This is a genomic window from Acidovorax sp. NN32, assembly GCF_057597245.1.
The window spans coordinates 3,418,343-3,442,579 of the sequence record NZ_CP199679.1 but is presented as its reverse complement, the minus strand read 5'-3'; the positions used below and the strand labels follow the sequence as shown (position 1 = coordinate 3,442,579).

Sequence of the window (24,237 nt, the reverse complement as noted above, 5' to 3'; positions counted from 1 at the left end):
TGCCAGTTTCGACGGCCGCTGACATTGCACAGCACAATACCGTGCATCTCGGATACCGAATCTCTGTCCCTTCGTGGGAATCGATCAACCAGAAAGAAAGCAAAGGAAATCACACTATGTTCAACAAAGGACAACTTGCAGGCCTCATGAAGCAAGCCCAGGCGATGCAGGACAACCTCAAGAAGGCGCAGGACGAGCTGGCCTTCATCGAGGTGGAGGGTGAATCGGGCGCGGGCCTGGTGAAAGTGGTGATGACGTGCAAGCACGACGTCAAGCGCATCACCATCGACCCGAGCCTGCTGGCCGAAGACAAGGACATGCTGGAAGACCTCGTTGCGGCGGCGTTCAATGCTGCGGTGCGCAAGGCGGAAGAGACTTCTTCGGAGAAGATGGGCAAGCTCACCCAAGGCATGCCAGGCCTCCCCGGCGGCATGAAATTCCCTTTCTGAGGGTTGGCTACCGAGCGGGCGATCTGCGTCGTTGGGCGGTGCTCGGAATCCTCACGTACAGGAAGTACGTTCCGGTTCCTGTGCTCCGTCCGCCTAGCAGCTCATCCCGCTCGCTACGCCCTTGAGGGTGGGGTGTGAAGGCAGAGGGCGAGCACCTGTTTTCTTCCCTACATCCGTTTGGGCTGAGCTTGTCGAAGCCTGGCTCCGCCGCTCCCTACAACGTCACGCGCATCGCCTCTAGTCTGTCCATGTCCACCACCAACTCCCTCGACGTTCTGATCCAGGCGCTGCGCCGCTTGCCGGGGGTGGGGGTGAAGTCTGCGCAGCGCATGGCGTTTCATTTGCTGCAGCATGATCGGGAGGGGGCGCTGGCCTTGTCGCGGGCGCTCGGCGATGCGGTGGGCACCGTGCACCATTGCGCGCGCTGCCACACGTTCACCGAGGCCGAGGTGTGCAGTACCTGCCTGGACCCTGAGCGCGATGCGACGCGGCTTTGCGTGGTCGAGACACCGGCCGATCAGTCGGCGCTGGAGCGCACGGCGGCGTTCAAGGGGCTTTACTTTGTGCTGATGGGGCGGCTGAGCCCCCTCGATGGCATTGGCCCCAAGGAAATAGGCCTGCAAAAGCTCATGGACCGGGCCACCGATGGCACGGTGCAAGAGGTCATTTTGGCGACCAACTTCAATGCCGAAGGCGAGGCCACGGCCCATGTGATCACCGAGGCGCTCAGGAGCCGGGGGCTGCACGTGACGCGGCTGGCGCGCGGCGTGCCCGTGGGCAGCGAGCTGGAGTACGTGGACCTGGGCACGATTGCGCATGCGCTGGTGGATCGTCGCTAGGTGTTTGTTCGCGAAACTTGTGCCTGCGGCGGCTAGGATACTCACAATTTAATAGCTGCTAGCGCTTGTGTATCAAGCGCTAGAGCCCAAAAAGGCTTAAAAATGAATACCACCATGCATGTCGCACGGTTCACAGTGGCCTACTGGTGCGTGCTGATCGCAGCCCTGCTTCCCATGGGGTGCGCCTGGCTGGCCAAGAGTGGCAGCTTCGGCAAGTCGCGCAAGGACGGTGGCTTTGACAACCGTGACCCCCGCGCCTGGATGGCTCGGCAGACCGACTGGCGGGCCCGCGCCAATGCGGCGCAGGCCAACAGTTTCGAAGGCTTGCCGTTCTTCATCGGTGCCGTGATCATCGCGCACCTGCTCGGGGCGGGGCAGACGTTGCTGGACATGTTGGCGCTGCTGTACGTCATGCTGCGCATCTTCTACATCATGATGTACGTGTCCGACATGCCCACCGTGCGCAGTGTGGTCTGGGCCGCAGCGTTTTTGGTCAATATCGGCATCCTGTTCGTCGGCTACCGCTGATCTTTGCCAGCCCGGCCTTTGAAGAAGGGCTGGCGCCACTCTTTCGGGGGCTGCCGGTCGGGCTCCAGTTTCTTTTAACCCTGGTACGTAGAAACCCGCAGGGATTCCCCCTGATGCGGGTTTGTGGGCTCTGGGGCACGATTGTTGCAATGCAGCATTGCTGTTTCCACTGATTCTCACGGATTGTCATGACCCGCCCCTTGCTCACCCGCCGCGCCTTTGGCGCCGTCTCCGCCCTGTCGGCGGCGGGGGTGTTTGCGCCTGCCATTGTGCGGGCGCAGGCAGAGGGGGCAGCAGCGTTGGGCAACGTCACCATTGCCGTGGGCGGACAGGGCGTGCTCTACCACCTGCCGCTGGCGCTGGCCGACCAGCTGGGCTACTTCAAGGCGGAAGGTCTGGACGTGACGGTGCGCGATTTTTCGGCTGGCGCCCTGGCCCTGCAGGCGGTGCAGGAGGGTGGGGCCGATGTCTGTGCCGGAGCCTTCGAGCACACCATCCGGCAGCAGGTGCGTGGCCAGTCCTACCGCTCGCTGGTGGTGATGGGGCGTGCGCCTCAACTGGCGCTGGGGGTTTCGCAACGCTCGCTGCCTGCGTACAAGGATCTGGCGGATCTGCAGGGACGGCGCATTGGCGTGTCATCGGTGGGGTCGTCTACGCACCTGGCGGCCAGCGTGGTGCTGGCCCGAGCGGGCATGGGGCCGCGTGATGTGGCGTTTGTGGGCGTGGGATCTGGTATGGCCGCGATGAATGCGCTGCGTTCTGGACAGGTGCATGCGCTGTGCCATGCCGACCCGATCATGACGCTGCTGGAGCAAAAGGCAGACACACGCATTGCGGGCGACATGCGCTCACTCAAGGCCGCGCAGGAGATGTTTGGCGGCGCCCTGCCAGCCAGCTGTCTTTATGCGCCGCAGCCCTTCCTGCAAAAACATGCCGCCCAGGCCCAGGCACTGGCCAACGGCATCGTGCATGCCCTCAAATGGCTGCAGACCGCTGCCCCGGCAGACCTTGTCAAGGCGGTGCCTCCGGGCTACCTGATGGGAGACCGGGGGCTTTACCTGGCGGCCTTCAGCCGGGTGCGCGAGACCTATTCGACCCATGGGATGATGCCCGATGATGGCGCAGCCACGGCCTTGCGCGTGCTCTCGCGCGTGCACCCCGAGTTGGCGGATTTCAAGGTGGAGCTGGCACGCACCTACACCAACGATTTCGTGCGCAAGGCGCGGCAGAAATTCAACGTCTGAGCTCGCGCACCGGATACTCGCTGGGCCACTTTGGGGGTGACCGCAGGGGAGCAGTGGCAGTGCAGGACCCAGATTGATCAGTGGATGCCGCGCACTGTCGCAATGCGTCGGCATCCGGGTCGGGAAGATGGCTTACATTCGTCGGCGTTCGGTTTGCCGTAGCCTCGGCCTACCAGTCATCTACCTCACCAGGATTGCTCCATGTCTTTTACCCTCAGCATCGGCCCGCTTGTCTCTTTGATCGCGGGCATTCTCATCCTCGTCATGCCCCGTCTGCTCAGCACCATCGTGGCGCTGTACCTCATCATCATGGGCATTCTGGGGCTGCTGGGCATGCACTCGCTGAAGTTCTGAGGCGCCTGGTGACGCCTTCTTGCGCGTTGCCCGCGGCGTTCCAATGGCGTTTTAGCGGCGCTTGACCTTGGACGGGGTTCCCCCTCGGCGTACAGGTGCAGCAGCCGTGCGCTTGCCAGAACCGGAGCGGGCCACCGTGCCACGCGCCTGCGTGGCCTGTCGCACGGGCAGGTACACGACCACCTGCTCGCCCAGCTTGAAGGCCGCACTGGCGCGCACGTCGTTCCAGTCGGCCACGCTGGCAGCGCTGAGCTTGTAGCGCCGGGCAATGCTGGCCACGGTTTCACCCTTGCGGGCTCGCACCGTGGTGCGGCGGGTCACGATCTCTGGCGAGAAAGCGACCTGGCCGTTGTCTGCCAGGTGCGAAGAGACGTCCTGCCGGATGGCGGATGAACGCGGGACCATCAACGCCGAGCCTGCCTTGATCAGCATGCGGGGAGGAATGTTGTTGATGCTGCGCAGGTCGTTCTCGCTCATGCCTGCCCGCTGGGCGGCTTCGGAGACCGTCATGGTGGAGGGCACGGACCACACGGTCCAGCTTGCATACTGGCCCTCGCGGCGCGCTTCAAGGTTGCGCTGGAACACCTTGGCGTTGTCCCAGGGCAGCAGGATTTGTGGCGTACCGGCAGCCAGAATGACAGGCTTGTTGAACGACGGGTTCAGCGCGCGGAAATCTTCCTCGCGAATGCCTGCCAGCGTGGCCACCAGCGCAACGTCGATGTCATGGGTGATGTCCACCGTCTGGAAATAGGGGTGGTTTTCGATGAGGGGCAGCTCGGTGCGGAAGGCCTCGGGGTTGGCTACGATGTTCTTCACGGCCTGCAGCTTGGGCACATACATGCGGGTTTCGGCCGGCATGTTCAGGTCGGTGTAGCTGGTGCCCAGTCCCTGCTTCTGGTTGCGGGCAATGGCCCGGCCTACGCTGCCTTCGCCCCAGTTGTAGGCGGCCAGGGCCAGGTGCCAGTCGCCAAACATGCCGTAGAGCTTTTGCAGGTAGTCGAGTGCAGCGCGCGTGGAGGCGAGCACATCGCGGCGGTCGTCGCGGAAGGCGTTCTGCTTGAGGTCGAAATAGTTGCCGGTGGCGGGCATGAACTGCCACATGCCGGCCGCCTTGGCGCTGGACACAGCCTGCGGGTTGAACGCGCTTTCGATGTAGGGCAGCAGCGCCAGCTCGGTGGGCATGCCGCGTCGCTCCAGCTCTTCAACGATATGGAAAAGGTACTTGCTGGAGCGCTCGGTCATGCGCTGCATGTAGTCGGGTCGCGTGGCGTACCACTGCTCGCGGTCCTGGACCAGTTCGTGCTGCAGGTCGGGCATGGCAAAGCCCCGGCGGATGCGGTCCCACAGGTCGGCGGGGGCCGAGAGCGATGCGACCTCGCCGCTGGAGGCCTGCGCGGCGGTGATGGGCCTGAGCGGGCCGTTGGGGATGACGGGGGTGTGGGCGGTCCGGGGTGGTGCACCGGTGGGTGTGGAGGGTGCGCTTTCAGCCGCGCTGTCCTGCGAAGGCCCGGTGGTGGCGCAGCCCGTGAGCCAGAGCGCGCACGCCAGGCAGGCGATGTGCAAAATTTTCATCGAAACTCGTTTTTCCATTGACGCAGTGCGGCCAGTACCGCCACGGCATCGTCTTGATTCACCTTTGCGTCGTAGCCATGGGCCGCCTGGGCCACTGCAGGCTGTCGCACGCGCAGGAAGGGGTTGATGTCTTGCTCCAGGGCCATGCGCGATGGCAGTGTGGGCTGGTGGCGGGTCCGCAGTGCTTCACATTGGCTGCTGTAGTGGAGCAATGCGGCATTGCCGGGTTCCACGGCCCGCGCAAATTTCAGGTTGGAGAGGGTGTACTCGTGGGTGCAGCATACGCGGGTGTTGCCGGGCAACACCGCCAGCTGGTCCAGGGAGTTCAGCATTTGGGCGGGCGTGCCTTCAAACAGCCGGCCACAGCCGCCCGAAAAAAGCGTGTCGCCGCAGAACAGCAGGGGTTCCCCGTCGATGTCGGGGCAGTAGTAGGCAATGTGGCCAGCGGTATGGCCAGGTACATCAATGACTTCGAACCGAAGTCCCATGGTTTCCACGGCATCACCGTGCGCCAGGCGGTGCAGCGGCTCGGGGATTTTCTCGCGTGCGGGGCCGTAGACCACGGCGCCGGTGGCGCTGCGCACGGCATCCACACCGCCGACATGATCGGCATGGTGGTGCGTGACTAGAATGGCCTTCAACTGCACGCCAAGGTGCTGCAGGGCCTGCAGCACAGGCGCGGAATCTCCCGGGTCCACAACGATCGCCTGGCGGCCGTCGTGCAGCATCCAGATGTAGTTGTCGGTAAAGGCGGGCAGCGGCAGCAAGTTCATGAGCGATCAAATTATAGGTTTGCACCACTGGTTCGATTCCCCGCCGGGCCGGTACCTGCTGGCGTGGGAGCAGGCGCGCTTCGATGAGGCGGTGGCCGATATCTTTGGCTACCACAGCCTGCAGCTTGGAATGCCCTTGCTGGATGGCCTTCGCACCAACCGCATGCCGCACCAATGGCTGGCGCTGGGGCAGGAGGCGGTGCGGGGTTCCATCGCCTTTCTAGAGACCGGTAATGGCGATGCCCCCCTGCAGCGCCGCGCGGTGGATCTGCTGACAGAGCCCGTGGCCTTGCCGTTTGCGGCGGCGAGCCTCGATCTGCTGGTGCTGCCCCATACCCTGGAGTTGAGCATTGACCCCCACGCCGCCCTGCGTGAAGTGGAGCGCGTGCTCGTGCCCGAGGGCCGGGTGGTCATCAGCGGGCTGAACCCGACCAGCCTGTGGGGGCTGCGCCAGTGGCGTGCCCGCATGATCCAGCGTCTGGGCGGGGGCACTCTATACCTGCCGGATGTGGGCGAGTTCATTGGCTACCGGCGCTTGCGCGACTGGCTCAGGCTTTTGAGTTTTGAGGTCGAGTCGGCCCAGTTTGGCTGTTATCGTCCGGCGGTGCGCAGCACCCAGTGGCTGGAGCGTTTTGGCTTCATGGACCCGTTGGGCGAGCGGTGGTGGCCTATTTTTGGCGCGGCCTATTTTCTGGTGGCGGTCAAGCGGGTTCACGGCATGCGTTTGCTGGAGCCCGCCTGGCGGTCCAGCCGACAGCGTGCCGCCTCCACAGTGCCCATTGCCAACCGGGCAGGCCCGGCGGGTGCAACGGGCAGCACCTCGCGCATATTCACAGACAGCGACGACAGAGACAGGAACACAGTTTGAACCAGGTAGAGATATACACAGATGGCGCCTGCAAGGGCAACCCCGGCCCTGGGGGATGGGGTGCATGGTTGCGTTCGGGATCGACAGAAAAAGAGCTTTTTGGGGGTGAGCTGGGCACCACCAACAACCGCATGGAGCTGATGGCCGTGATCGAGGCGCTGTCGGCCTTGAAGCGCCCCTGCGCCGTGACGCTGTACCTCGACAGCGAATATGTACGCAAGGGCATCACCGAGTGGATTCACGGCTGGAAGGCCAAGGGATGGCGCACGGCCTCCAAGCAGCCGGTCAAGAACGTGGAGCTGTGGCAGCGGCTGGACGCGCTGGTGAGCACGGCTGGCCACCGTATCGAATGGCGCTGGGTGAAAGGGCACTCGGGCGATCCAGGCAACGAGCGGGCCGATGCACTGGCCAATCGGGGTGTCGAAAAAGCCCTGGGGCGTGGGTGACGGTGGGCATCTATCGGTGCGCAGCGTCTGTGCACCACGGCATCAGAAGCCCCCTCCGGGGCTTTTTTTGTCTCTGCAGCATGTAAAGCCTGCGTAAATCTGCCGCAATTGCCCTTGTGGGTATGCCAAGGTTTGCTGCAGCGCAAGACACGCACTGATACATTGTTTGGCTGCCTTCCCCACATCACCCGCTTCATTGATCCATGGCGTCCAAGAACAAATACATCGTTTTCGCTGTCATCGGCATCGCTGCCGCGTCGGGCGCAGCCTGGTGGCTTCAGAAACCGGCCCAGTCCGTGCGCAGCGAGGCGCCTGCCGACGGCAGGGGTAGCGCCGCGCCGGCTGGTGCGGCGGCCAAGGGTGGGGGCGCAGGCCGCCCCGTGGCGGTAGAGGCCGTGGCCGTGCGGCAGATGGCCTTGCGCGACGATGCCGAGGCCGTGGGCAGTCTGCGGTCGCGCCAGAGCGTGGTGCTGCGCCCCGAGGTGAGCGGTCGCATCACGGCGCTCAACTTTCGCGACGGCGAGCGCGTGCGGCGCGGGCAGGTGCTGGTGCAGTTTGACGACCAGTTGCCCCGCGCCCAGGTGCAGCAGAGCCAAGCCGAGCTCTCCATCGCCCAGGCCAACCACAAACGCAATCAGGAACTGGTGGCCCAGGGCTTCATCAGCCAGCGTTCGGTCGATGAAAGTGCCGCCAACCTCGAAGTGGCGCGGGCCAAATTGTCCTTGGCGCAGGCCACGGCCTCGCGCCTGAAGATCGTGGCGCCGTTTGACGGCATCGCCGGTATTCGCGGGGTGAACGTGGGCGACTACCTCAAGGACGGTGCCGACATCGTCAATGTCGAAGACCTGGATGTGGTGTATGTGGACTTCCGCCTGCCCGAGCGTTTGCAGAGCAAGGTCCGCACGGGCCAGACCGCCCAGGTGGCGTTCGACGCCTTGCCCGGCGTGCGCTACAGCGCCGTGGTGCAGGCCATCAACCCCCAGATTGACGCCGATGGCCGCTCGGTGGTGGTGCGCGGCTGCATTGACAACCGGCGCCTGCAGTTGCGCCCCGGCATGTTTGCGCGCGTGACGGCCGTGTTTTCAGAGCGCAGCGATGCCCGGGTGATCCCCGAGGAAGCCATCGTGCCCGACGGCAGCAGCCCATATGTGTTCAAGATTGTGGATGGCAAGGAGCCTGGCAGCCGCGTGGCGCGGCGCACCCCCGTCAAGCTGGGTGCGCGCACCCCCGGGTTTGTGGAAGTGGTGGATGGTCTGGCCATGGGAGATGTGGTGGTGACCGCAGGCCAGCAGCGCATCCAAAAGGATGGCACCCCAGTGCGTGTGGTGGAACTGGGCAAGCCAGGCAAGCAGAGCAATGGCGGCGCGCCATCACCAGCGCGCGCAGCCGCCTCGGCCGGGGCGGCAGGTGCAGACCGTGCTGCAGGTGCCGTGGCACCGACCGATGCACCAGCGCCCACTGGGGCTGGCAGCGCCAGCAGCCCCCGCGCAGCGGCGCAGCCGATGGCAGCCGCACCCGTTGCCAATGCTGCTACCGCTGCCACTGCCACTGCCACTGCCACTGCCACTGCCACTGCCACTGCCACTGCAGCATCGGCCAATGCCGTAGTGGCGCCGTTGCCCGGCCCTAATCCTTGCCAGCTTGCGGGCACGCCCGGCCGCGCACCACAAGGCAGCCCACGCCATCCTGCGTGATCGATGAAGTTCCAGGACTGCCATGCAACTCGCTGAAATATCGATACGCCGACCGGTCTTTGCGACCGTGCTCTCGCTGCTGGTGCTGCTGATCGGCGCCGTGAGCTTCACGCGCCTGTCGGTGCGCGAATACCCCAAGATCGACGAACCCGTGGTCACCGTCAGCGTGCGTTATGCGGGCGCGTCGGCCGAGGTGATCGAATCCCAGGTCACCAAGCCGCTCGAAGACTCCATTGCGGGCATTGACGCGGTGGACGTGATCACCTCCATCAGCCGGGCCGAGCAAAGCCAGATCAGCGTGCGCTTTCGGTTGGAGAAAGACGCCGACAACGCCGCCGCCGAGGTGCGCGACCGCACCGCGCGGGTGCGCAACCGCCTGCCCGATGCTGTGGATGAGCCCGTGATCGCCAAGGTGGAGGCCGATGCCTCGCCCGTGATGTGGCTGGCTTTCAGCAGCGAGACACGCACGCCGCTGGAGATCAACGACCTTATCAACCGCATCGTCAAGCCGCGGCTGCAGACGGTGACCGGTGTGGCCGATGTGCCCATCTACGGCGAGCGGAAATACGCCATGCGCGTGTGGCTGGACCCCGAGCGTTTGGCGGGCTACCGCCTGACCACGCAGGACGTGGAAGACGCCATCCGCCGCAACAACCTGGAGCTGCCCGCAGGCCGCATCGAGTCGCAGCAGCGCGAGTTCAGCGTCACCTCGCAGACCGACCTGGCCACGCCGTCGCAGTTTTCCGAGGTGGTGATCCGCACCGTGAACGGCTTCCCGGTCCGTATCCGCGACGTCGCGCGGGTGGAAGAGGGCGCCGCCAGCGACCGCAGCCGCGTGCGCCTGAACGGGCGCGAAGCCATTTCCGTGGGCGTGATCCGCCAGGCCACCGCGAACCCGCTGGAGCTGTCGCAGGGCGTGCGCGCCATGCTGCCCACGCTCAAGGCCGACCTGCCACCGGACATCGGCATCGACATTGCCAACGACAACTCGCTGTTCATCGACCGGTCCATCAAAAGCGTCTACACCACCATTGCCGAGGCCGTGGTGCTGGTGGCCCTGGTGATTTTCGTGTTTCTGCGCACCTTCCGCGCGTCCATCATTCCCATCATCACCATCCCGGTGAGCCTCGTGGGCAGTTTTGCGCTGATGTCGCTGGCGGGTTTTTCGATCAACACCCTCACGTTGCTGGCGCTGGTGCTGGCCATCGGCCTGGTGGTGGACGATGCCATCGTGATGCTGGAGAACATCTACCGTCACATCGAGGAAGGGCTGGACCCGTTCTCAGCCGCCATCAAGGGCGCGCGCGAAATCGGCTTTGCCATCGTGGCCATGACGCTGACGCTGGTGGCGGTGTATGCCCCGCTGGCCTTTACCCCGGGCCGCACGGGCCGGTTGTTTGTGGAGTTCGCATTGGCCTTGGCGGGCGCGGTGGTGGTGTCCGGCTTCGTGGCGCTGACGCTGTCACCCATGATGTGTTCGCTGCTGCTCAAGCACAACCCGAAGCCCAACTGGTTCGACCGCTCGATGGAGCGCTGGCTCACGTCTCTGTCAGACGCTTATGGCCGCCTTTTGCGATGGCTGGTGACGGCCCGCTGGTCGGCCAAGGGCAGCGAGCGCGGGGGCGTGCGCGGCGCCATCTTCCAGGCCCGCTGGATCGTGCTGGCGGTGATGGCGGTGAGTGGTGCGGCGCTGGTGGTGGTGTACCCCAGCATGCGGCAAGAGCTGTCGCCGCTGGAAGACCGCGGCACCATCCTGGCCAGCGTCACCGCCCCCGATGGCGCCACGCTGGACTACACCAACCGCTACGCACTGGAGCTGGAAAAGATCGGCCAGGACTACCCCGAGTTCGACCGCATCTTCGCCAACATCGGCAACCCCACCGTGGCCCAGGGCAGCGTGATCTACCGCACTGTGGATTGGGAGAAGCGTGACCGCACCACGCTGGAGCTGGCGCGCGAACTGCAGCCCAAGGTGTCGGGCTTGCCTGGCGTCAACGCCTTTCTCATCACGCCGCCGTCGCTGGGTCAGGGCTTTCGCTCGCGCCCGCTCACCTACGTGATCCAGACCTCGGACAGCTACGAAAACCTCAACGCCGTCACCAACGCCTTCATGGCCGAGATCGCGCAGAACCCCGGCATCGTCGGCCCTGACGTGGACCTGCGGCTGAACAAGCCCGAGCTGCGCATCGAAGTCAACCGCGAACGCGCCGCCGACCTGGGCGTGAGCGTGGATGTGGTGGCCAAGGCCATCGAGACCATGTTGGGAGGGCGCACAGTGACGCGCTACAAGCGCGATGCCGAGCAGTACGACGTGATCGTGCAGACCGAGGCCAGGGGCCGCACCACGCCCGAGAACATCGACACCATCTACGTGCGCGGCCGCAACGAAGCCATGATCCCGCTGTCCAGCCTGGTCAACGTGCGCGAAAGCGTGAGCCCGCGCGAGCTGAACCACTTTGGTCAGCGCCGCTCGGCCACCATCACGGCCAACCTGTCGCCTGACTACTCGCTGGGCGAGGCGCTGAGCTTCATGGACGCCACGGCGGCGAAAGTGCTCAAGCCCGGCTACACCACCGAACTCAACGGCACCTCGCGCGAGTTCAAGAGCTCGCAGGGGGCGCTGGGCATCGTCTTCGTACTGGCTTTGGTCTTTATCTTCCTGGTGCTGGCCGCGCAGTTCGAGAGTTTCATCGACCCGCTGGTCATCATGGTCTCGGTGCCGCTGTCGATGATTGGTGCGCTGCTGGCGCTCAAGTGGAGCGGCGGCTCGCTCAACGTGTATTCGCAGATCGGGCTGATCACGCTGGTGGGGCTCATCACCAAACACGGCATCTTGATCGTGGAGTTCACCAACCAGCTGCGTGAGCAGGGCATGGAGATGGTGGATGCGCTCGTCAAGGCCTCGGCCCAGCGCCTGCGCCCCATCCTGATGACCACCGGCGCCATGGTGCTTGGAGCCATCCCGCTCGCGCTGGCTTCAGGCGCGGGCGCCGAGACGCGCACGCAGATCGGCTGGGTGATTGTGGGGGGCATGTCGCTGGGCACGCTGCTCACGATCTTTGTGGTGCCCACCATGTACACCCTGTTTGCACGCAAGGCAGTGCCGGGGGCGAACACGGCCGTGGCTGCCGAGGAGCCTGAGCATCCGCTGCACCCGCCGCATGATTACGTGGCCAAGTAGCCATGCGGAGCCCCAACGGCGGAGCGTTGCGACCCAATAAGAAGCCCCGATGGGGCTTCTTCCTATTCGGAGTCGGACGCGTGCCTCATGCAGGTGCCGAGACGGTGTTTACGGCGTCCAGAACGTCTTGCTGCCCCTGCGGCCGCACCAGGCGAGCGACCTCCTTGCCGTCCTTCAAGAACACCAGCGTGGGCCACAGCTTGACGCCGAACGTGCGACCCAGGCGCTGGCCGGGGCCATCTTCCACCTTGATGTGCGCTACGTCTGCGCGGTCCTTCAGCGCTTGTTCGATCAGTGGCTGCGCGCGCTGGCAGTGGCCGCACCAGGGGGTGCCAAATTCCACAACGGCGGCGCCTGTCAGGCGGTCCACCTCGTCACGGGATGGGGGTTGCGCAAGGTGCTGGGCGGTGTAGGGCATAGGCGCAAGATTTCCAAACGGGTGCAAATGAAAAAAGCCATTGTGCTGTGCTCCGCCCGCGCGGGGTGCCACGGGCGCGGCTCCTGTGAGAGATGCTTAGCAAGGGCCGCCCCGCAGTGAAGGCGTCGGTCCCCCTGGGGGACGGTGCAAAGCGACTCAGGGGGTCAAATAACGCCGTCAAACACCATCACATCCACCGCATCGCCCACGGCCACGTTGCCCTGGCCGTGGTGCAGCACGATGAGTCCGTTGGCCTGCACCATCGAGCGGAGCACACCCGAGCCCTGGTTGCCCGTAGTGCGCACCTGCAGCGTGCCGTCGGCTGCGGTGGTCACGGTGCCGCGCTGGTATTCGGTGCGGCCAGGCTTCTTGCGCATGGCTTCGGTGCTGATGGCGCGCAGCAGCGGCGGGGCGGATTGTGTGCTGCCCATCATGCGCAGCAGAGCGGGGCGCACAAAGGCCAGGAAGGTCACCATCACGGCCACGGGGTTGCCGGGCAGGCCGAACAGTACCGCGCCGCTGTGGGGTTGGTTGGTATCATTTTGATAGCTGTTAGCGATTGATGGGTAAGCGCTGGAGGCCAATTCGGCTTGATTTTCTGTGGTGGCAATGCGCCCCACCGCCATAGGGCGGCCCGGCCGCATGGCAATGCGCCAGAAGGCCACGTCGCCCAGCTTCTTCATCATGGTGCGTGTGTGGTCGGCCTCGCCCACGCTCACGCCGCCGCTGGTGATGATGGCGTCCGCGCGCTGCGCCGCGTTGCGAAATGCGGCCTCCAACAATTCCGGCTCGTCGCGGACCACGCCCAGGTCGATCACCTCCACGCCCAGCCGCGTGAGCAGGCCGAACACGGTGTAGCGGTTGCTGTCGTACACGGCGCCTTCGCGGGGTGGCTCGCCGAGGCTTAGGATCTCGTCGCCGGTCGAGAAATACGCCACGCGCAGGCGGCGGTATACCGTGACGGTGGGCAGGCCCAGGCTGGCGACCAGGCCCAGCGCAGCAGGCGCCAGCAGCGTGCCCTTGGCCAGCGCCACGCTACCCTCCATCAGGTCTTCGCCCTTGAAGCGGCGGTTGTCGCCGGTCTTGAGCACATCGGCCGCGATGGTTATGTGGCCGTCAGCTGCGGCGGCTGTGGTGAACTCCTGCGGCACCACGGTATCGAGGCCCGTGGGCATGATGGCGCCGGTCATGATCTTGACGCACTCGCCCGCCGCCACGGTGCCCACCCTGGCCTTGCCCGCCAGCGCCGTGCCCACCACGCGCAGCGTGAGAGGCTGGCCTGCGACCAGTTGGGCGCCCGCAAACGCATAGCCGTCCATGGCCGAGTTGTCGTGGGGCGGCACGCTGACGGGGGAGATCACGTCCTGCGCCAGCACGCGTCCCAGGGCGCTGAAGAGGGGCAAGTCTTCGGTGGCGATCACGGGCTCGACCAGCCGTTCCAGAAACGTGTTCACATCGGCAGCGCTCAGGGCCTGCGGGTCGTAGCCTTGCAGTTCGGCGGCAATCTGGGCAATGGTTTTCATGGGTCTCAGTAACTTTCAATCAGTCGTGCAGCACGCGCACCATGTGCAGCTTGTCAAAGCCCACGCCGTCCACCACGATGGCGTGGGGCAGAAGGCCCCAGGCGCGGAACCCGGCCTGCTCGTACAGGCGCACGACATGCGTGTTGGAGGCCGTGACCGTCAGCACCAGCTGGGTCAGTCCGGGCACGCCGCTGGCGGCCTCTACACAGGCGGCTACCAGCTGCTGGCCGATGCCTTGGCGCTGGGCTTGTGGCGCAACCATCATGCCTACCAGCGTGGCGAGGTGCCGCTGCTTGGTGCGTTGCTCGCGCTCACAGCCCAGGCAGCCGACCAGCTGGCCTGCGGCATCGAAGGCGCCGAGGAAGAACTGACCCGACTCCGGCGCGCCAAAACGCGCCACGTACTCGCTGGCATCGCGGCCCACCGAGGATTCGTAGTCGGACGTGAATGCATCCGGCGCGGTGCGCAAAGCCTCGTCGCGAAGGGCTTTGTAGGCCACAGCGTCCGATGCGACCAACGGGCGGATCAACACTGCACGGGCGGCCGCAGGCGTGTGCGCGTTCATCGCAGCGGTGCGTGATCAGGCCTGCGGTGCGCTCGCGCTTTCCAGCGCGTGCAGCTCAGCCAGGGTGTTGGCGTTGAAAAAGGCCTTGGGGTCGTCGCCGGGCTGGTCAAACGGCACTATGGCGCAGCGGTGCTGTGCCGTCCATGCGTCAATCTTGCGGCCACCGGCCTGGGTGAAAGCGACCAGGCTTTCGAGCAGGTCCACGCGCAGCAGGCAGAACACCGGCTGGGTGCGCACGGTGGTGCGGCCCGTGCCATCGTCCTCGGGCGCTGCGGCCATGGCGATGTCGGCGTCCTGGGCGTCAGCCGCCGCCGCCAGGCGCTGGGCCAGGTCCAGGGGGAACAGCGGGGTGTCGCAGGGCACTGTCAGCAGCCAGGGCGTTTCGCAACGCTCCAGTCCTGTCAAAAAACCCGCTAGCGGCCCGGCATAGTCGCTCAGCACGTCGGGCCACACCGGTGCGCCGAAGGCTTCGTAGGCGGCCAGATTGCGATTGGCGTTGACCATGGTGGCGCCGGTCTGCATCTGTAGTCGCATCAGGGTGTGCAGGGCCAGGGGCAGGCCCCGAAAGTTCTGCAGGCCTTTGTCGACCCCGCCCATGCGGGAGCCGCGGCCGCCGGCAAGGACGATGCCGGTAATGTCTTGGGTGTCAATCTTTGTCATGGTGCGCGCGATGGAGCGTGAAATAGAGGGCTACCGCAGCGGCCGGGTACGCAGCGCGGTCAACTGCAGGCAGGAAAGGACAGCCGTGCCGACCAGCAGGCCCAGGGACACAGGTTGTACAAAGGCCTCGTGTCCCAGGGCAAAAAACAGCCCGTGGATCACCACGGTCAAGGCACCGAGGCAAGGCATGAGTTTGTAGAACATCAGGGCTGCTGAACCCTCGCCACGGGCCACTTGCGACTGCGCGTACAGCACCAGCGCAATGATGGGCAGGTTCAGCAGCAAGTTGACCTGGTTGCCGCCGGGGATGTGAAACAGCTCCCACTCGTGCCAGTACGCGGCGTCGATCTGGTGGGTGACCAGAACGGCGGCGTTGGCCAGAAACAGTGCGCGGTGTTTGGGTTGAAGGGACATGGGTGGCTGTAAGGACAACGCGAGGACCGAAGCCACCGATGGTGCCCTAAAAAGTCGGCACTTTGCTTACCCGCCGATGTAGCTCATTTCCACACGCCGCACCCCTGGCGTGTTGTCTGCCGGCAGGGTGCTGCGCAGCTCGGAGTAGCGGTCAGCGCGCTGCTGCCAGATGGGCGCGATGGCCGAGGCAATCGCCTCGTCGCTGGCGCCGCCGCGCAGCAGGGTTCGCAGGTCGTAGCCCTCGGAGGCAAACAGGCACAGGTAGAGCTTGCCTTCGGTAGACAGGCGCGCGCGGTTGCAGTCGTGGCAAAACGCCTGGGTCACGCTGCTGATCACGCCCACCTCGCCCAGGGCGGGGTCATATTGGCCTGCGGCATTGGCGTAGCCCCAGCGCTCGGCGGTTTCGCCGGGGCTGCTCGGGTCGAGCTGCACCAGCGGCAGCTCGGCGCGCAGGCGTTTGATCAGCTCGGCCGAGGGCAGCACTTCGTCCATGCGCCAGCCGTTGGTGGCGCCCACGTCCATGTATTCGATGAAACGCAGTGTGGTGCCCGTGCCCCGGAAGTGGCGGGCCATGGGCAAAATTTCGTGGTCGTTGGTGCCGCGCTTGACCACCATGTTGACCTTGATGTGCGACAGCCCGGCGGCGTGCGCCGCTTCGATGCCCGCCAGCACGTCGGCCACCGGAAAGTCCACATCGTTCATGCGGCGAAACACGGCGTCGTCCAGGCCGTCGAGGCTCACGGTCACGCGGTTCAGGCCCGCGTCTTTCAGCGCTTTGGCCTTGCGCGCCAGCAGCGATCCGTTGGTGGTCAGCGTGAGGTCGGGCGCCAGCCCGTCCACCGTGCGCAGCTGGGCCAGTTGCGCCACCAGCGCTTCCAGGTTCTTGCGCAGCAGGGGCTCGCCACCGGTCAGGCGGATCTTGCGCACGCCATGCGCCAGGAAGAGCTTTGCCAGCCGCGTGATCTCTTCAAAGCTCAGCAGCGCGCCATGGGGCAGGTAGGGGTAGTCCTTGTCGAACACTTCCTTGGGCATGCAGTAGTTGCAGCGGAAGTTGCAGCGGTCCGTCACGCTGATGCGCAGGTCACGCAGCGGGCGGCCCCGGGTGTCGGTGAGCAGGCCGGTGGGGGCCACGGGGTGTGTGGGCACCCGCGCCGCCAGAGCGGCGATGCGTTGGTCCACCAGAGGAATCACACGTTCGGCCATGGCGTGATTTTGCCGCAAGGGGGCCTGCAGAGGGGGCAAGCCCCTGCGCGCGGAGTTGATCGCGGTCAAGTTTTGCCCAGGCGCTGGTATGGCCCGCCTTTGACATGGCGCAGGGCGTTCTGTTTGCTGCGTTGCAACAATCTGCCCATTCGATTTCAAGGGGATTCCCATGTTGACGCGAGAATTTTCTGTCGATGCCGTGCCATGCCAGCGCCGTGTGGCCCTTCAGCGGGTGGCGGCGGGTGTTCTGCTGCCCACCTGGGCAACTTGGGCGACAGGAGCCCAGGCGCAGATGGGGTTGTCGGGGGCCATCAACTATGCGGGCTGGTTTCGCGCACTGTCGCAGCGCATGGCCAAGGCCTATTGCCAGCAGTACCTGCAGGTGCTGCCTGCTGCGGCGGTGGATGTGATGGGGCTGGCGCGAAAGATGGTGCAGACGGGCAGCGGCGAACTGGCCCGAGGCATGCAGTCGGGCCAGTGGCCTGCAGAAGTCGGGCGGCAGCTGGCAGAAGTGCAAAAGCAGTTTTCCCTGCTCAACCAGATGACTTCGGCGCCCGCCACGACCACGGCCCTGGTAGCGGCGGCATCGGAACAGGCCGATCGAACGCTGCTCATTGCGCAGGCCGTGACCGAGGCCATCGAAAAAATGGCACAGGCCCCCAGTGCCCGCCTGGTGAACCTGGCGGGCCGCCAGCGCATGCTGTCGCAGCGCCTGGCCAAGAACTACTTTTTGAGTGCTGCCAAGGTGGATTCCAAGGTGGTGCAGGCGCAGCTGGCGTCCGATGCGGCGGACTTCCGCCAGGCCTTGCAGACATTGAAGGCGGCGCCCGTGTCCACATCGTCCATCCGCAACGAGCTGGAGCTGGCCGATTCGCAGTGGCTGTTTTTTGAATCCGCGCTGCGCCGCGCGGCCGATGACGCGGGGCTGAACGCCGTGGCCACCACCAGCGAACGCCTGCTGGGGGTGATGGACAAGCTCACCGGCCTGTACGACGCTGCCCTGCGCGAGGTGCTGGGCTGAGAGGCGGGGAACGGCCGGGGTCACCCGATCAGCCGCCCCAGCCCGCATGCTGCATGAAGTCCGCCAGGCGGCAATCGCGCCCCACCAGCACCAGCCGCGTGTCCAGCGCGTTGAAAAACCCTGGGGGTGGTGGAAGCGGCAGCTGCTGGACGCGTTTGTGGGTGTCGATGCGCGCCGCTGCCAGTTCGTAGTCGCGTGCCAGGGCCATCCACAGGCCATGGGCACCTGCAGATTGGCGTGCGCCCGTCATGAGGCTGCGGCCCGAGTCCAGCCACCATCGGTAGATGGCTGATGCAATGCCCATGCGGCGGTAGCCGTCCACCACCTTGGTGTGGGGCGCGCGCAGGTGGCGGTCGGTGTGGCGGTTCACCTCGACCAGCCGGTTGAACACGGTGTAGGCCACGATGCGTTTGCGCTGTGGGTCGATGGCATACACAAAGTATTCGCCGTCGGCCTCGCGCTGGCGAAACACCAGCCCATGCAGATGCAAGGGCAACGGCTGCATCGCATCGCGCGTGCGGTGGTTGGTGCGGATGCGGTCGTACAGCGCCTCGAACTCGCGCTGGATGTCGCGGCCCGACAGATCCACGTCGATGCGCAGTTCGGTCAGCCGCTGGGCCCACCGGCCCAGCAAGCCCTTGCCGGGCCACGTGTTGGCGAAGACGGTGGCGTCGCGTGGGTCGCACAGGCTGCAGGCGATGGCCATCATGGCGTGTGCCCCTGGCCATCGGTCCAGCAGCCGCTCAGCAGGCGTGCAGGCTGTTCGCGGGCGCACACCTGGGCGCTGTGGGGCCAGTCGGGCAGCGGCACCACCAAGCCTGCGTATACGCCGTAGGCCTCACCCGCCGCAATGGTTTCGCCCGCCCACAGGCTCTCGCCCGCACGGATGGCCCCTCCGGCGTGAATGTGCCCACCGGCCCGCACACCCCAGCCCGCTTGCAGGTGGCCCTTGCAGTCCACGTCGCCCGTTACCCACACGCCCCGGGCAGCCTGCACGGCAGCATCGGTTTGCAAGTGGCCACCCACCTTGATGCCGCCGTCGCAACCCAGGTCGCCTACCACCCGCAGATCCTGGGTCACCCGGCAGTGGCCACCGACGTGGGCGGCAGCCCCGCAGTCCAGCTCGCCGCCCACACGCAGGCTGCCTGTGCACTGCAGTCGCTGCGCCACTGTCAGCGACCAGCCCACGCGCGCATCGCCGTGCAGCCGCGCGCTGCCCTCGCAGCGCACTGCGCCCGCCACGCGCAGGTCTTCGCCCACGCGCAGTGCTCCACCTACCCGCAGGCCGCCCAGCACGCTGAGGCTGCGGCCCGTGCGCAGCACACCCTCCACGTCGGCGTGGCCCCGGCAGCGCACGCTGCCCGCAAACACCAGCGCGTCTGCCTCCAAGTGGTCCACCTCCAGCACATCGTTGGTGGGGCCGAACTGGTCCAGCATCCAGCAAGCGTCTTCCACACGGTCCTCGCGCACCAGGTCGTCCAGCAGCGCCTGGTAGTTGCTGGCGCCCTCCTGGCGGCGTAGGTACCAGCGGTAGCCGTCGGCGCAGGGCTGCTTGGCACGGATGAAGTTGCGGGTGATGTCGGGGGCGACCGCCGCGCTGGCGATGGCCTCATCGGCGGGCAGGCTGCGCGCAGGGGCGCACGGGGCGAGCGAAATCTCGCCCGAAGGAAACGGGGGCATGGACACTCCTGACGTCCGCGCCCCGGCCGTGGCCAAGGCGCAAGCTGGCGCTGGGCGTGGGGCCCGGCGACAGGAAGTGCGCGAAAAGAATGCGGAGGGGAGGGGGTGTCGCCGGGCTCAGGAATCTGCAGCGAGGGTGCAGACTTGGCGGTCACCGGCCTGGAGCGTGGCCTGCGAGCGCGCGGCACGGCGCAGCGGCGCTGTGGCGCTGGCGGTCGTGGCGGTGGAGTGGCTCGCAAACATCGGCGGCACTATAGGCAGCGGTTTCAAGACCGTCAAATCAATCCGCACTGCCTTGGTGCGGATTGGGCGCGCGCGCAAACGCAAGTGATGGTGGCTTGCGAGCGCGCTTGGACTCTTGTTTACACGCAGCGTCCGCCATCCACCTCGATGCACACGCCGCTGATGAACGAAGCCTCTTCGCTGGCCAGGTACAGCGCCGCATTCGCCACGTCCAGCGCGGTGGAGAAGCGCCCCAGCGGAATGGTGGCCAGAAACTTGGCACGGCGCGCCTCGTCCACCGGGCCGCCCGCAAACTCGGCGGCCAGTCCGGTGTCGGGGTTGAACACGGGGTTGATGCAGTTCACGCGGATGTTGTCCGGGCCCAGCTCGGCCGCCATGGACTTGCTGGTGATGATGACGGCGCCCTTGGAGCCGTTGTACCAAGTCAAGCCTGGGCGCGGACGCAGCCCGGCGGTGGAGGCGATGTTGATGATGCTGCCACCACCGGCTTGGCGCAATGCAGGCACGGCGTGGATGGCCGACAGGTAGATGCTCTTCATGTTGATGGCATAGACCTTGTCGAACTCGTCCTCGCTCACTTCGAGCATGGGGCGGTTGCGGTGCGTCCAGCCTGCGTTGTTCACCACCACGTCCAGGCGGCCGTACAGGCGCACGGCTTCGTCGACCATCGCCTTCACTTCGGCGGACTTCGTCACGTCGGCCTTGAAGAACGCGGCGGTGCCGCTGGCGGCCGTGATCTCGGCCACCACGCGCTGGCCACCGGCTTCATTGATGTCGTTGACGATGACCTTGCCGCCCTCTGCGGCCAGGCGTTTGGCGATGCCTTCGCCAATGCCGTTGCCAGCGCCGGTGACGATGATGGATTTGTTCTGCACACGCATGGGTGTCTCCGATGGGTTGTGGTGATATATCAAAATTGATAGCTAGCAGCGCATATTCAACTAGCGCTAGCGCCCGATGGGGCTGAAATTTCAGTGGCAGGAGCCGTAGGGGCTGCCGGGGCGGGTGCCTTGGGCTCCCTGCCATAGAACTGCGGAAAGAACTCTTTGACGCCATTGCCGTTGAAGTCCCACCCCGTGCACTGGCCCAGGTGGCGCGGTGGCTCGTCGGGGTGGCTGGACGAAAACACGGCGGGCACCGACTGGAACGCCGCGGTGGCCAGGTTGAACAACAGCTCGCGCAGGTGGGTACAGCTCGCCACGCCGCCCAGGTGCTTCTGGATGGACTGGCGCCAGCCGCGCGCCATGCTGCAGCCCACCATGTGCTGCAGTGCAGTTTGGGCCTCGGTGCAGCCCTGGAGCGGGTGCGAATCCATCGCCACATCGATCGCCTGCACCACCAGCTGGCGGTTCACGGTCACGCGCAGCCACATGTGGTGGATGGCCTCGCCCGCGAGGCGCTGTTTGGTAGGGTCGCGAAAAGAGGTGGCGTCGTAGGCCTTGCTGTCGTGCAACTCGCCTTCAATGTCCCACAGTCCATCGTCGCGTTCAAAGCCCTGGTAGTTCACCCGGCGGACATGTTTCAGGGTGCGGGGGGCGGGGGGGCTCAGGGGCATGGAGAAAATTACAGGCGTCGTACAGAAGGACCAGAGGTTAGCGGTGCTCGGCCGTGCCGTCGCGCGCGGGCGTGACACCGCCGAGCCGCAATCAGCCGTACTTGATGGCTACCGTTTTGAGGGTGGTGAAGCCGTACAGCGCCTCAAAGCCCTTCTCACGCCCGTAGCCGCTGGATTTGACGCCGCCAAAGGGCAACTCCACACCGCCGGCCGCGCCGTAGTTGTTGATGAACACCTGCCCGCTGTGCACACGCTTGGCCATGCGGAACTGGCGCGGGCCGTCACGCGTCCAGATGCCGGCCACCAGGCCGAATTGTGTGGCGTTGGCCAGCTCCACCGCATGGTCTTCGTCCTGAAAGGCCATGGCCGACAGCACGGGGCCGAACACTTCCTCCTGCGCAAGGCGGTGGCCTACCGGTACATCGCGCAGCAGGGTCGGGGCCTGGTAGTAGCCGGTTTCGGGCGCTTCGTCCACCACCACGCCCTGCGCCACCATGGGGATGCCTGCCACCTGCGCGTCGGAGAGGAAATCCCACACGCGCTGCTGCTGCGTCTGGCGGATCAGCGGGCCCACGTCCAGGTCCATGGCGGCGGGGCCGACGCGCAACTTTTCAAACGCCTTGCCCAGACGCTCCAGCAGCGGTTCGTAAATCAGCGAATCGATCAGCACGCGTGAACCCGCCGAGCAGGTCTGCCCCGCGTTCTGCACGATGGCGTTGATGACCACGGGGATGGCGGCATCGAGGTCCGCATCCGCAAAGATGATCTGCGGGCTTTTTCCGCCCAGTTCCAGCGTCACGGGGCAGTGGCGCTCGGCGGCCACCTGCTGGATCAGCGTGCCGATCTTGGGGCTGCCGGTGAAGCTGATGTGGTCGATGCCGGGGTGGCGCGCCAATGCGTCGCCCACCTCATGGCCGTAGCCGGTGACGATGTTGAGCGCGCCGGAGGGAAAGCCCACCTCGGCCGCGAGCTGCGCCACGCGGATCAGCGACAGGCAGGCGTCCTCAGCAGGCTTGACCACGCACACATTGCCCGCCGCCAGCGCGCCGCCCACGCTGCGGCCGAAGATCTGCATGGGGTAGTTCCAGGGGATCACATGGCCCGTGACGCCGTGGGGCTCGCGCCAGGTCAGCACGCTGTAGCCGTCGGGGTAGGGGATGGTCTCGCCATGGAACTTGTCGCACGCCCCAGCGTAGAACTCGAAGTAGCGCGCCAGCGCAATCGCGTCGGCGCGTGCCTGCTTGGTGGGCTTGCCGCAGTCGCGCTGCTCCAGCGCCGTCAGCTCGTCCGCATGCTCCAGGATCTTGGCGGAGAGCTTTTGCAGCAGTCGGCCGCGCTCCACCGGGGCCAACTTCTGCCACACCGCGTTGTAGCACTGGCGGGCCGCATGCACCGCCGCGTCGATGTCGTCGGCGTTGCTGCGCTGGATCTCGTCGAAGGGCTGGCCGTCGGACGGGTCGATCATGGCAATCGTGCGGCCCGAGGCGGACGGCACCGAGGCGTTGGCGATGTAGTTCAGTTGCATGGCCGTCATTTTGCCCGGAAATGAAATGTGTGCTTATTATTTAAGTAAAAAATGCTTCTGGCGCTTGTTGGTAAAGTGCTGGTAGCTATAAATATAATAGCAATTCAATAGCAGGTGGCGCGCAGCGCCGCCAGGTCCAGAATCTCCAGCTCGCCGCGTTGCACGCGCACCAGGTGGCGCGATTCCAGGTCCTTGAGGATCTGGTTCGTGGTCTGGCGCGAGATGGCCAGCATCAGCGACAACTGCTCTTGCGAGATGGACAGCACGCGGCGCGACCGCCCCTCGGCCGTCCACTGGCCGTAGCCCTCGGCCATCATCACCAGGCGGCGCGCCAGGCGTTGTGGCGCAGGCAACAGGGCCAGCTCTTCCATGGCCACGAAGGCCGAGCGCAGCTTGTCGGTGAGCAGCAGCGCGAGCGCATGCCAGTGCTGCGGGTGGGCCTGCAGCCATGCCTGCAGCCGCTCGTGCGGAATGTGCAGCAGCGTGGTGGGCTCGGTGGCCTGCGCGTCGTGCGTGCGTGCGGAGTTGTCGAACACCGAGATTTCGCCAAACCAGTGCGGCGGCTCCAGGCGGATCAGCAGCGCGGCCCGCGCCTCGTCGGCCCGGCCGCCCGTGCCCGAGATGCTGACCGCGCCGCGCACCACCGCATACAGCCCGCAGGGCGAATCGCCACGCAGAAACAGCACTTCGCCCGTCTGCAAATGGCGCACCTGCGCCATGGCCAGCAGCGGCTGGGCAAAGTCGGGCGGCAGGTGGGCAAACCAGCGGCCGGACTGGAGGACGGGCAGATAGGTGGCGGGGTCGGTCATGCAGTGCAGATTGGGCGCGAGGCAGGGTGGGGCGGTGCCGTGGGAGTGTGCCTTTTTGTCGTCTGCACGACAGACGCTGGCAATGCCCCGGGGGGAGTATTGATGCTGCTCAAAACAACAGCCGGAGACACCCATGAAAACCCTGATCGACCACCTTGCGCAGTACGCCGACTACCACCGCGACCCGCGCAACATCCACACCCATTTTGTGGGCGTCCCGATGATCATGTTTGCGGTGGTCATCCTGCTGTCGCGCCCGACCTGGATGGCGGGCGCGTTGCCGCTGAGCCCTGCGCTGTTCGCTGCGCTGGCGGCCAGCGTTTTCTACTTCCGGCTGGATATGCGTTTTGGCCTGGCCATGGCGACCCTGCTGGCGGCCATGCTGGTGGGGGGGCAGTGGGTAGCTTTGCAGAGCATGGCGGTGTGGCTGGCCACGGGCATTGGCCTGTTTGCGGTGGGCTGGGTGATTCAGTTCGTGGGCCACTACTACGAAGGTCGCAAGCCCGCGTTTGTGGACGACTTGGTGGGCCTGATCGTCGGCCCGCTGTTTGTGGTGGCCGAGTGGGCCTTTGCGCTGGGTTTGCGCAAGGAAGTGCAGGCGGCGATCGAGCAGCGCAGCGGCCCGGTGCGACTGCGCACCGGCCAGGCACCTGCATAAGCCCCGCGCGTGACC

26 protein-coding genes are annotated in these 24,237 nt (G+C 65.8%); 11 read left to right on the top strand and 15 right to left on the bottom strand.

Going from position 1 to position 24,237, the window contains the following annotated elements:
• The first annotated feature begins 116 nt into the window (after positions 1-116).
• The 5 genes from ACT89O_RS15945 to ACT89O_RS15925 all read left to right on the top strand — a co-directional run bounded on the left by ACT89O_RS15945 (position 117) and on the right by ACT89O_RS15925 (position 3,414).
• On the top strand, positions 117-449 hold the full coding sequence (locus ACT89O_RS15945) for a YbaB/EbfC family nucleoid-associated protein (RefSeq protein ID WP_055398201.1): 333 nt from the start codon (positions 117-119) through the stop codon (positions 447-449).
• A gap of 248 nt (positions 450-697) precedes the next feature.
• Complete coding sequence (gene recR, locus ACT89O_RS15940) at positions 698-1,288, top strand: recombination mediator RecR (protein ID WP_487260556.1); 591 nt, start codon at positions 698-700, stop codon at positions 1,286-1,288.
• Positions 1,289-1,390: 102 nt separating this feature from the next.
• Complete coding sequence (locus ACT89O_RS15935) at positions 1,391-1,816, top strand: MAPEG family protein (protein ID WP_121420522.1); 426 nt, start codon at positions 1,391-1,393, stop codon at positions 1,814-1,816.
• Positions 1,817-2,004: 188 nt separating this feature from the next.
• Positions 2,005-3,060, top strand: coding sequence for an ABC transporter substrate-binding protein (locus ACT89O_RS15930; RefSeq protein ID WP_121505991.1), 1,056 nt, complete (start codon positions 2,005-2,007; stop codon positions 3,058-3,060).
• Positions 3,061-3,261: 201 nt separating this feature from the next.
• The gene (locus ACT89O_RS15925) at positions 3,262-3,414 is read left to right on the top strand and encodes a DUF3096 domain-containing protein (RefSeq protein ID WP_082437438.1); all 153 of its coding nucleotides are present in this window, start codon (positions 3,262-3,264) and stop codon (positions 3,412-3,414) included.
• A gap of 51 nt (positions 3,415-3,465) precedes the next feature.
• Here the strand turns inward: ACT89O_RS15925 and ACT89O_RS15920 are convergent, their stop codons facing one another.
• Together ACT89O_RS15920 and gloB are read right to left on the bottom strand one after the other, a co-directional pair.
• Entirely contained in the window at positions 3,466-4,986 is a 1,521-nt protein-coding gene (locus tag ACT89O_RS15920) for a transglycosylase SLT domain-containing protein (protein WP_487260555.1), read from the bottom strand.
• Positions 4,983-5,759: a hydroxyacylglutathione hydrolase gene (gloB, locus tag ACT89O_RS15915; protein WP_487260554.1), complete on the bottom strand. Its 777-nt coding sequence runs from the start codon at positions 5,757-5,759 to the stop codon at positions 4,983-4,985. The genes ACT89O_RS15920 and gloB overlap by 4 nt, the downstream gene beginning before the upstream one ends.
• Between gloB and ACT89O_RS15910 the strand changes: the two genes are divergently transcribed.
• The 4 genes from ACT89O_RS15910 to ACT89O_RS15895 all read left to right on the top strand — a co-directional run bounded on the left by ACT89O_RS15910 (position 5,758) and on the right by ACT89O_RS15895 (position 11,948).
• Positions 5,758-6,627: a class I SAM-dependent methyltransferase gene (locus ACT89O_RS15910; RefSeq protein ID WP_233559237.1), complete on the top strand. Its 870-nt coding sequence runs from the start codon at positions 5,758-5,760 to the stop codon at positions 6,625-6,627. The genes gloB and ACT89O_RS15910 overlap by 2 nt on opposite strands.
• Entirely contained in the window at positions 6,624-7,073 is a 450-nt protein-coding gene (gene rnhA, locus ACT89O_RS15905; RefSeq protein ID WP_055398194.1) for a ribonuclease HI, read from the top strand. The genes ACT89O_RS15910 and rnhA overlap by 4 nt, the downstream gene beginning before the upstream one ends.
• Positions 7,074-7,276: 203 nt before the next feature.
• Entirely contained in the window at positions 7,277-8,767 is a 1,491-nt protein-coding gene (locus tag ACT89O_RS15900; protein ID WP_487260553.1) for an efflux RND transporter periplasmic adaptor subunit, read from the top strand.
• Between the two features lie 22 nt (positions 8,768-8,789).
• A complete protein-coding gene (locus ACT89O_RS15895; RefSeq protein ID WP_121505995.1) occupies positions 8,790-11,948 on the top strand; it encodes an efflux RND transporter permease subunit in 3,159 nt (1,052 codons plus the stop codon).
• A gap of 85 nt (positions 11,949-12,033) precedes the next feature.
• Here ACT89O_RS15895 and ACT89O_RS15890 read toward each other — a convergent pair whose 3' ends face one another.
• The 6 genes from ACT89O_RS15890 to moaA form a co-directional block, all read right to left on the bottom strand.
• Positions 12,034-12,366, bottom strand: a complete 333-nt coding sequence (locus ACT89O_RS15890) for a thioredoxin family protein (protein WP_218300177.1) — start codon at positions 12,364-12,366, stop codon at positions 12,034-12,036.
• Positions 12,367-12,530: 164 nt separating this feature from the next.
• Positions 12,531-13,889, bottom strand: coding sequence for a molybdopterin molybdotransferase MoeA (moeA, locus tag ACT89O_RS15885; RefSeq protein WP_487260552.1), 1,359 nt, complete (start codon positions 13,887-13,889; stop codon positions 12,531-12,533).
• A 19-nt stretch (positions 13,890-13,908) separates the two neighbouring features.
• Positions 13,909-14,454: an N-acetyltransferase family protein gene (locus ACT89O_RS15880; protein WP_487260551.1), complete on the bottom strand. Its 546-nt coding sequence runs from the start codon at positions 14,452-14,454 to the stop codon at positions 13,909-13,911.
• A gap of 15 nt (positions 14,455-14,469) precedes the next feature.
• The gene (mobA, locus tag ACT89O_RS15875; protein ID WP_121505999.1) at positions 14,470-15,114 is read right to left on the bottom strand and encodes a molybdenum cofactor guanylyltransferase MobA; all 645 of its coding nucleotides are present in this window, start codon (positions 15,112-15,114) and stop codon (positions 14,470-14,472) included.
• Positions 15,115-15,144: 30 nt separating this feature from the next.
• On the bottom strand, positions 15,145-15,528 hold the full coding sequence (locus ACT89O_RS15870) for a DUF6713 family protein (protein ID WP_121506000.1): 384 nt from the start codon (positions 15,526-15,528) through the stop codon (positions 15,145-15,147).
• Between the two features lie 66 nt (positions 15,529-15,594).
• Positions 15,595-16,731, bottom strand: a complete 1,137-nt coding sequence (gene moaA / locus ACT89O_RS15865) for a GTP 3',8-cyclase MoaA (protein ID WP_487260550.1) — start codon at positions 16,729-16,731, stop codon at positions 15,595-15,597.
• A gap of 169 nt (positions 16,732-16,900) precedes the next feature.
• Here moaA and ACT89O_RS15860 point away from each other — a divergent pair, with 169 nt between their 5' ends.
• Positions 16,901-17,752, top strand: a complete 852-nt coding sequence (locus ACT89O_RS15860; RefSeq protein WP_487260549.1) for a type IV pili methyl-accepting chemotaxis transducer N-terminal domain-containing protein — start codon at positions 16,901-16,903, stop codon at positions 17,750-17,752.
• A 28-nt stretch (positions 17,753-17,780) separates the two neighbouring features.
• Here the strand turns inward: ACT89O_RS15860 and ACT89O_RS15855 are convergent, their stop codons facing one another.
• The 7 genes from ACT89O_RS15855 to ACT89O_RS15825 all read right to left on the bottom strand — a co-directional run bounded on the left by ACT89O_RS15855 (position 17,781) and on the right by ACT89O_RS15825 (position 23,564).
• Positions 17,781-18,461, bottom strand: coding sequence for a hypothetical protein (locus tag ACT89O_RS15855; RefSeq protein WP_487260548.1), 681 nt, complete (start codon positions 18,459-18,461; stop codon positions 17,781-17,783).
• Positions 18,458-19,432, bottom strand: coding sequence for a bactofilin family protein (locus ACT89O_RS15850; protein ID WP_487260547.1), 975 nt, complete (start codon positions 19,430-19,432; stop codon positions 18,458-18,460). Before ACT89O_RS15850 ends, ACT89O_RS15855 begins: the two co-directional genes overlap by 4 nt.
• Before the next feature lie 117 nt (positions 19,433-19,549).
• Positions 19,550-19,675 carry a hypothetical protein gene (locus tag ACT89O_RS15845; protein WP_255424236.1) on the bottom strand — a complete coding sequence of 42 codons (126 nt, stop codon included), beginning with the start codon at positions 19,673-19,675 and terminating at the stop codon, positions 19,550-19,552.
• Between the two features lie 119 nt (positions 19,676-19,794).
• Complete coding sequence (locus tag ACT89O_RS15840) at positions 19,795-20,556, bottom strand: SDR family oxidoreductase (RefSeq protein ID WP_487260546.1); 762 nt, start codon at positions 20,554-20,556, stop codon at positions 19,795-19,797.
• Positions 20,557-20,612: 56 nt separating this feature from the next.
• Entirely contained in the window at positions 20,613-21,230 is a 618-nt protein-coding gene (locus tag ACT89O_RS15835) for a DUF2889 domain-containing protein (RefSeq protein ID WP_487260545.1), read from the bottom strand.
• Positions 21,231-21,321: 91 nt separating this feature from the next.
• Positions 21,322-22,755 (bottom strand): aldehyde dehydrogenase family protein, encoded by a 1,434-nt coding sequence (locus tag ACT89O_RS15830; RefSeq protein ID WP_487260544.1) that lies wholly within the window; start codon positions 22,753-22,755, stop codon positions 21,322-21,324.
• Between the two features lie 104 nt (positions 22,756-22,859).
• Positions 22,860-23,564: a Crp/Fnr family transcriptional regulator gene (locus tag ACT89O_RS15825; protein ID WP_436131213.1), complete on the bottom strand. Its 705-nt coding sequence runs from the start codon at positions 23,562-23,564 to the stop codon at positions 22,860-22,862.
• Between the two features lie 133 nt (positions 23,565-23,697).
• Here ACT89O_RS15825 and ACT89O_RS15820 point away from each other — a divergent pair, with 133 nt between their 5' ends.
• Positions 23,698-24,222, top strand: coding sequence for an Mpo1 family 2-hydroxy fatty acid dioxygenase (locus tag ACT89O_RS15820; protein WP_121420505.1), 525 nt, complete (start codon positions 23,698-23,700; stop codon positions 24,220-24,222).
• Positions 24,223-24,237 lie beyond the last annotated feature (15 nt).

Bases quoted from the DNA above. Each gene is read 5' to 3' on its own strand.
- ACT89O_RS15945 (WP_055398201.1), top strand. From the start codon at position 117: ATGTTCAACAAAGGACAACTTGCAGGCCTCATGAAGCAAGCCCAGGCG.
- recR (WP_487260556.1), top strand. From the start codon at position 698: ATGTCCACCACCAACTCCCTCGACGTTCTGATCCAGGCGCTGCGCCGC.
- ACT89O_RS15935 (WP_121420522.1), top strand. From the start codon at position 1,391: ATGAATACCACCATGCATGTCGCACGGTTCACAGTGGCCTACTGGTGC.
- ACT89O_RS15930 (WP_121505991.1), top strand. From the start codon at position 2,005: ATGACCCGCCCCTTGCTCACCCGCCGCGCCTTTGGCGCCGTCTCCGCC.
- ACT89O_RS15925 (WP_082437438.1), top strand. From the start codon at position 3,262: ATGTCTTTTACCCTCAGCATCGGCCCGCTTGTCTCTTTGATCGCGGGC.
- ACT89O_RS15920 (WP_487260555.1), bottom strand. From the start codon at position 4,986: ATGAAAATTTTGCACATCGCCTGCCTGGCGTGCGCGCTCTGGCTCACG.
- ACT89O_RS15910 (WP_233559237.1), top strand. From the start codon at position 5,758: ATGAGCGATCAAATTATAGGTTTGCACCACTGGTTCGATTCCCCGCCG.
- gloB (WP_487260554.1), bottom strand. From the start codon at position 5,759: ATGAACTTGCTGCCGCTGCCCGCCTTTACCGACAACTACATCTGGATG.
- ACT89O_RS15900 (WP_487260553.1), top strand. From the start codon at position 7,277: ATGGCGTCCAAGAACAAATACATCGTTTTCGCTGTCATCGGCATCGCT.
- ACT89O_RS15895 (WP_121505995.1), top strand. From the start codon at position 8,790: ATGCAACTCGCTGAAATATCGATACGCCGACCGGTCTTTGCGACCGTG.
- ACT89O_RS15890 (WP_218300177.1), bottom strand. From the start codon at position 12,366: ATGCCCTACACCGCCCAGCACCTTGCGCAACCCCCATCCCGTGACGAG.
- moeA (WP_487260552.1), bottom strand. From the start codon at position 13,889: ATGAAAACCATTGCCCAGATTGCCGCCGAACTGCAAGGCTACGACCCG.
- ACT89O_RS15880 (WP_487260551.1), bottom strand. From the start codon at position 14,454: ATGAACGCGCACACGCCTGCGGCCGCCCGTGCAGTGTTGATCCGCCCG.
- mobA (WP_121505999.1), bottom strand. From the start codon at position 15,114: ATGACAAAGATTGACACCCAAGACATTACCGGCATCGTCCTTGCCGGC.
- ACT89O_RS15870 (WP_121506000.1), bottom strand. From the start codon at position 15,528: ATGTCCCTTCAACCCAAACACCGCGCACTGTTTCTGGCCAACGCCGCC.
- moaA (WP_487260550.1), bottom strand. From the start codon at position 16,731: ATGGCCGAACGTGTGATTCCTCTGGTGGACCAACGCATCGCCGCTCTG.
- ACT89O_RS15860 (WP_487260549.1), top strand. From the start codon at position 16,901: ATGTTGACGCGAGAATTTTCTGTCGATGCCGTGCCATGCCAGCGCCGT.
- ACT89O_RS15855 (WP_487260548.1), bottom strand. From the start codon at position 18,461: ATGATGGCCATCGCCTGCAGCCTGTGCGACCCACGCGACGCCACCGTC.
- ACT89O_RS15850 (WP_487260547.1), bottom strand. From the start codon at position 19,432: ATGCCCCCGTTTCCTTCGGGCGAGATTTCGCTCGCCCCGTGCGCCCCT.
- ACT89O_RS15845 (WP_255424236.1), bottom strand. From the start codon at position 19,675: ATGTTTGCGAGCCACTCCACCGCCACGACCGCCAGCGCCACAGCGCCG.
- ACT89O_RS15840 (WP_487260546.1), bottom strand. From the start codon at position 20,556: ATGCGTGTGCAGAACAAATCCATCATCGTCACCGGCGCTGGCAACGGC.
- ACT89O_RS15835 (WP_487260545.1), bottom strand. From the start codon at position 21,230: ATGCCCCTGAGCCCCCCCGCCCCCCGCACCCTGAAACATGTCCGCCGG.
- ACT89O_RS15830 (WP_487260544.1), bottom strand. From the start codon at position 22,755: ATGCAACTGAACTACATCGCCAACGCCTCGGTGCCGTCCGCCTCGGGC.
- ACT89O_RS15825 (WP_436131213.1), bottom strand. From the start codon at position 23,564: ATGACCGACCCCGCCACCTATCTGCCCGTCCTCCAGTCCGGCCGCTGG.
- ACT89O_RS15820 (WP_121420505.1), top strand. From the start codon at position 23,698: ATGAAAACCCTGATCGACCACCTTGCGCAGTACGCCGACTACCACCGC.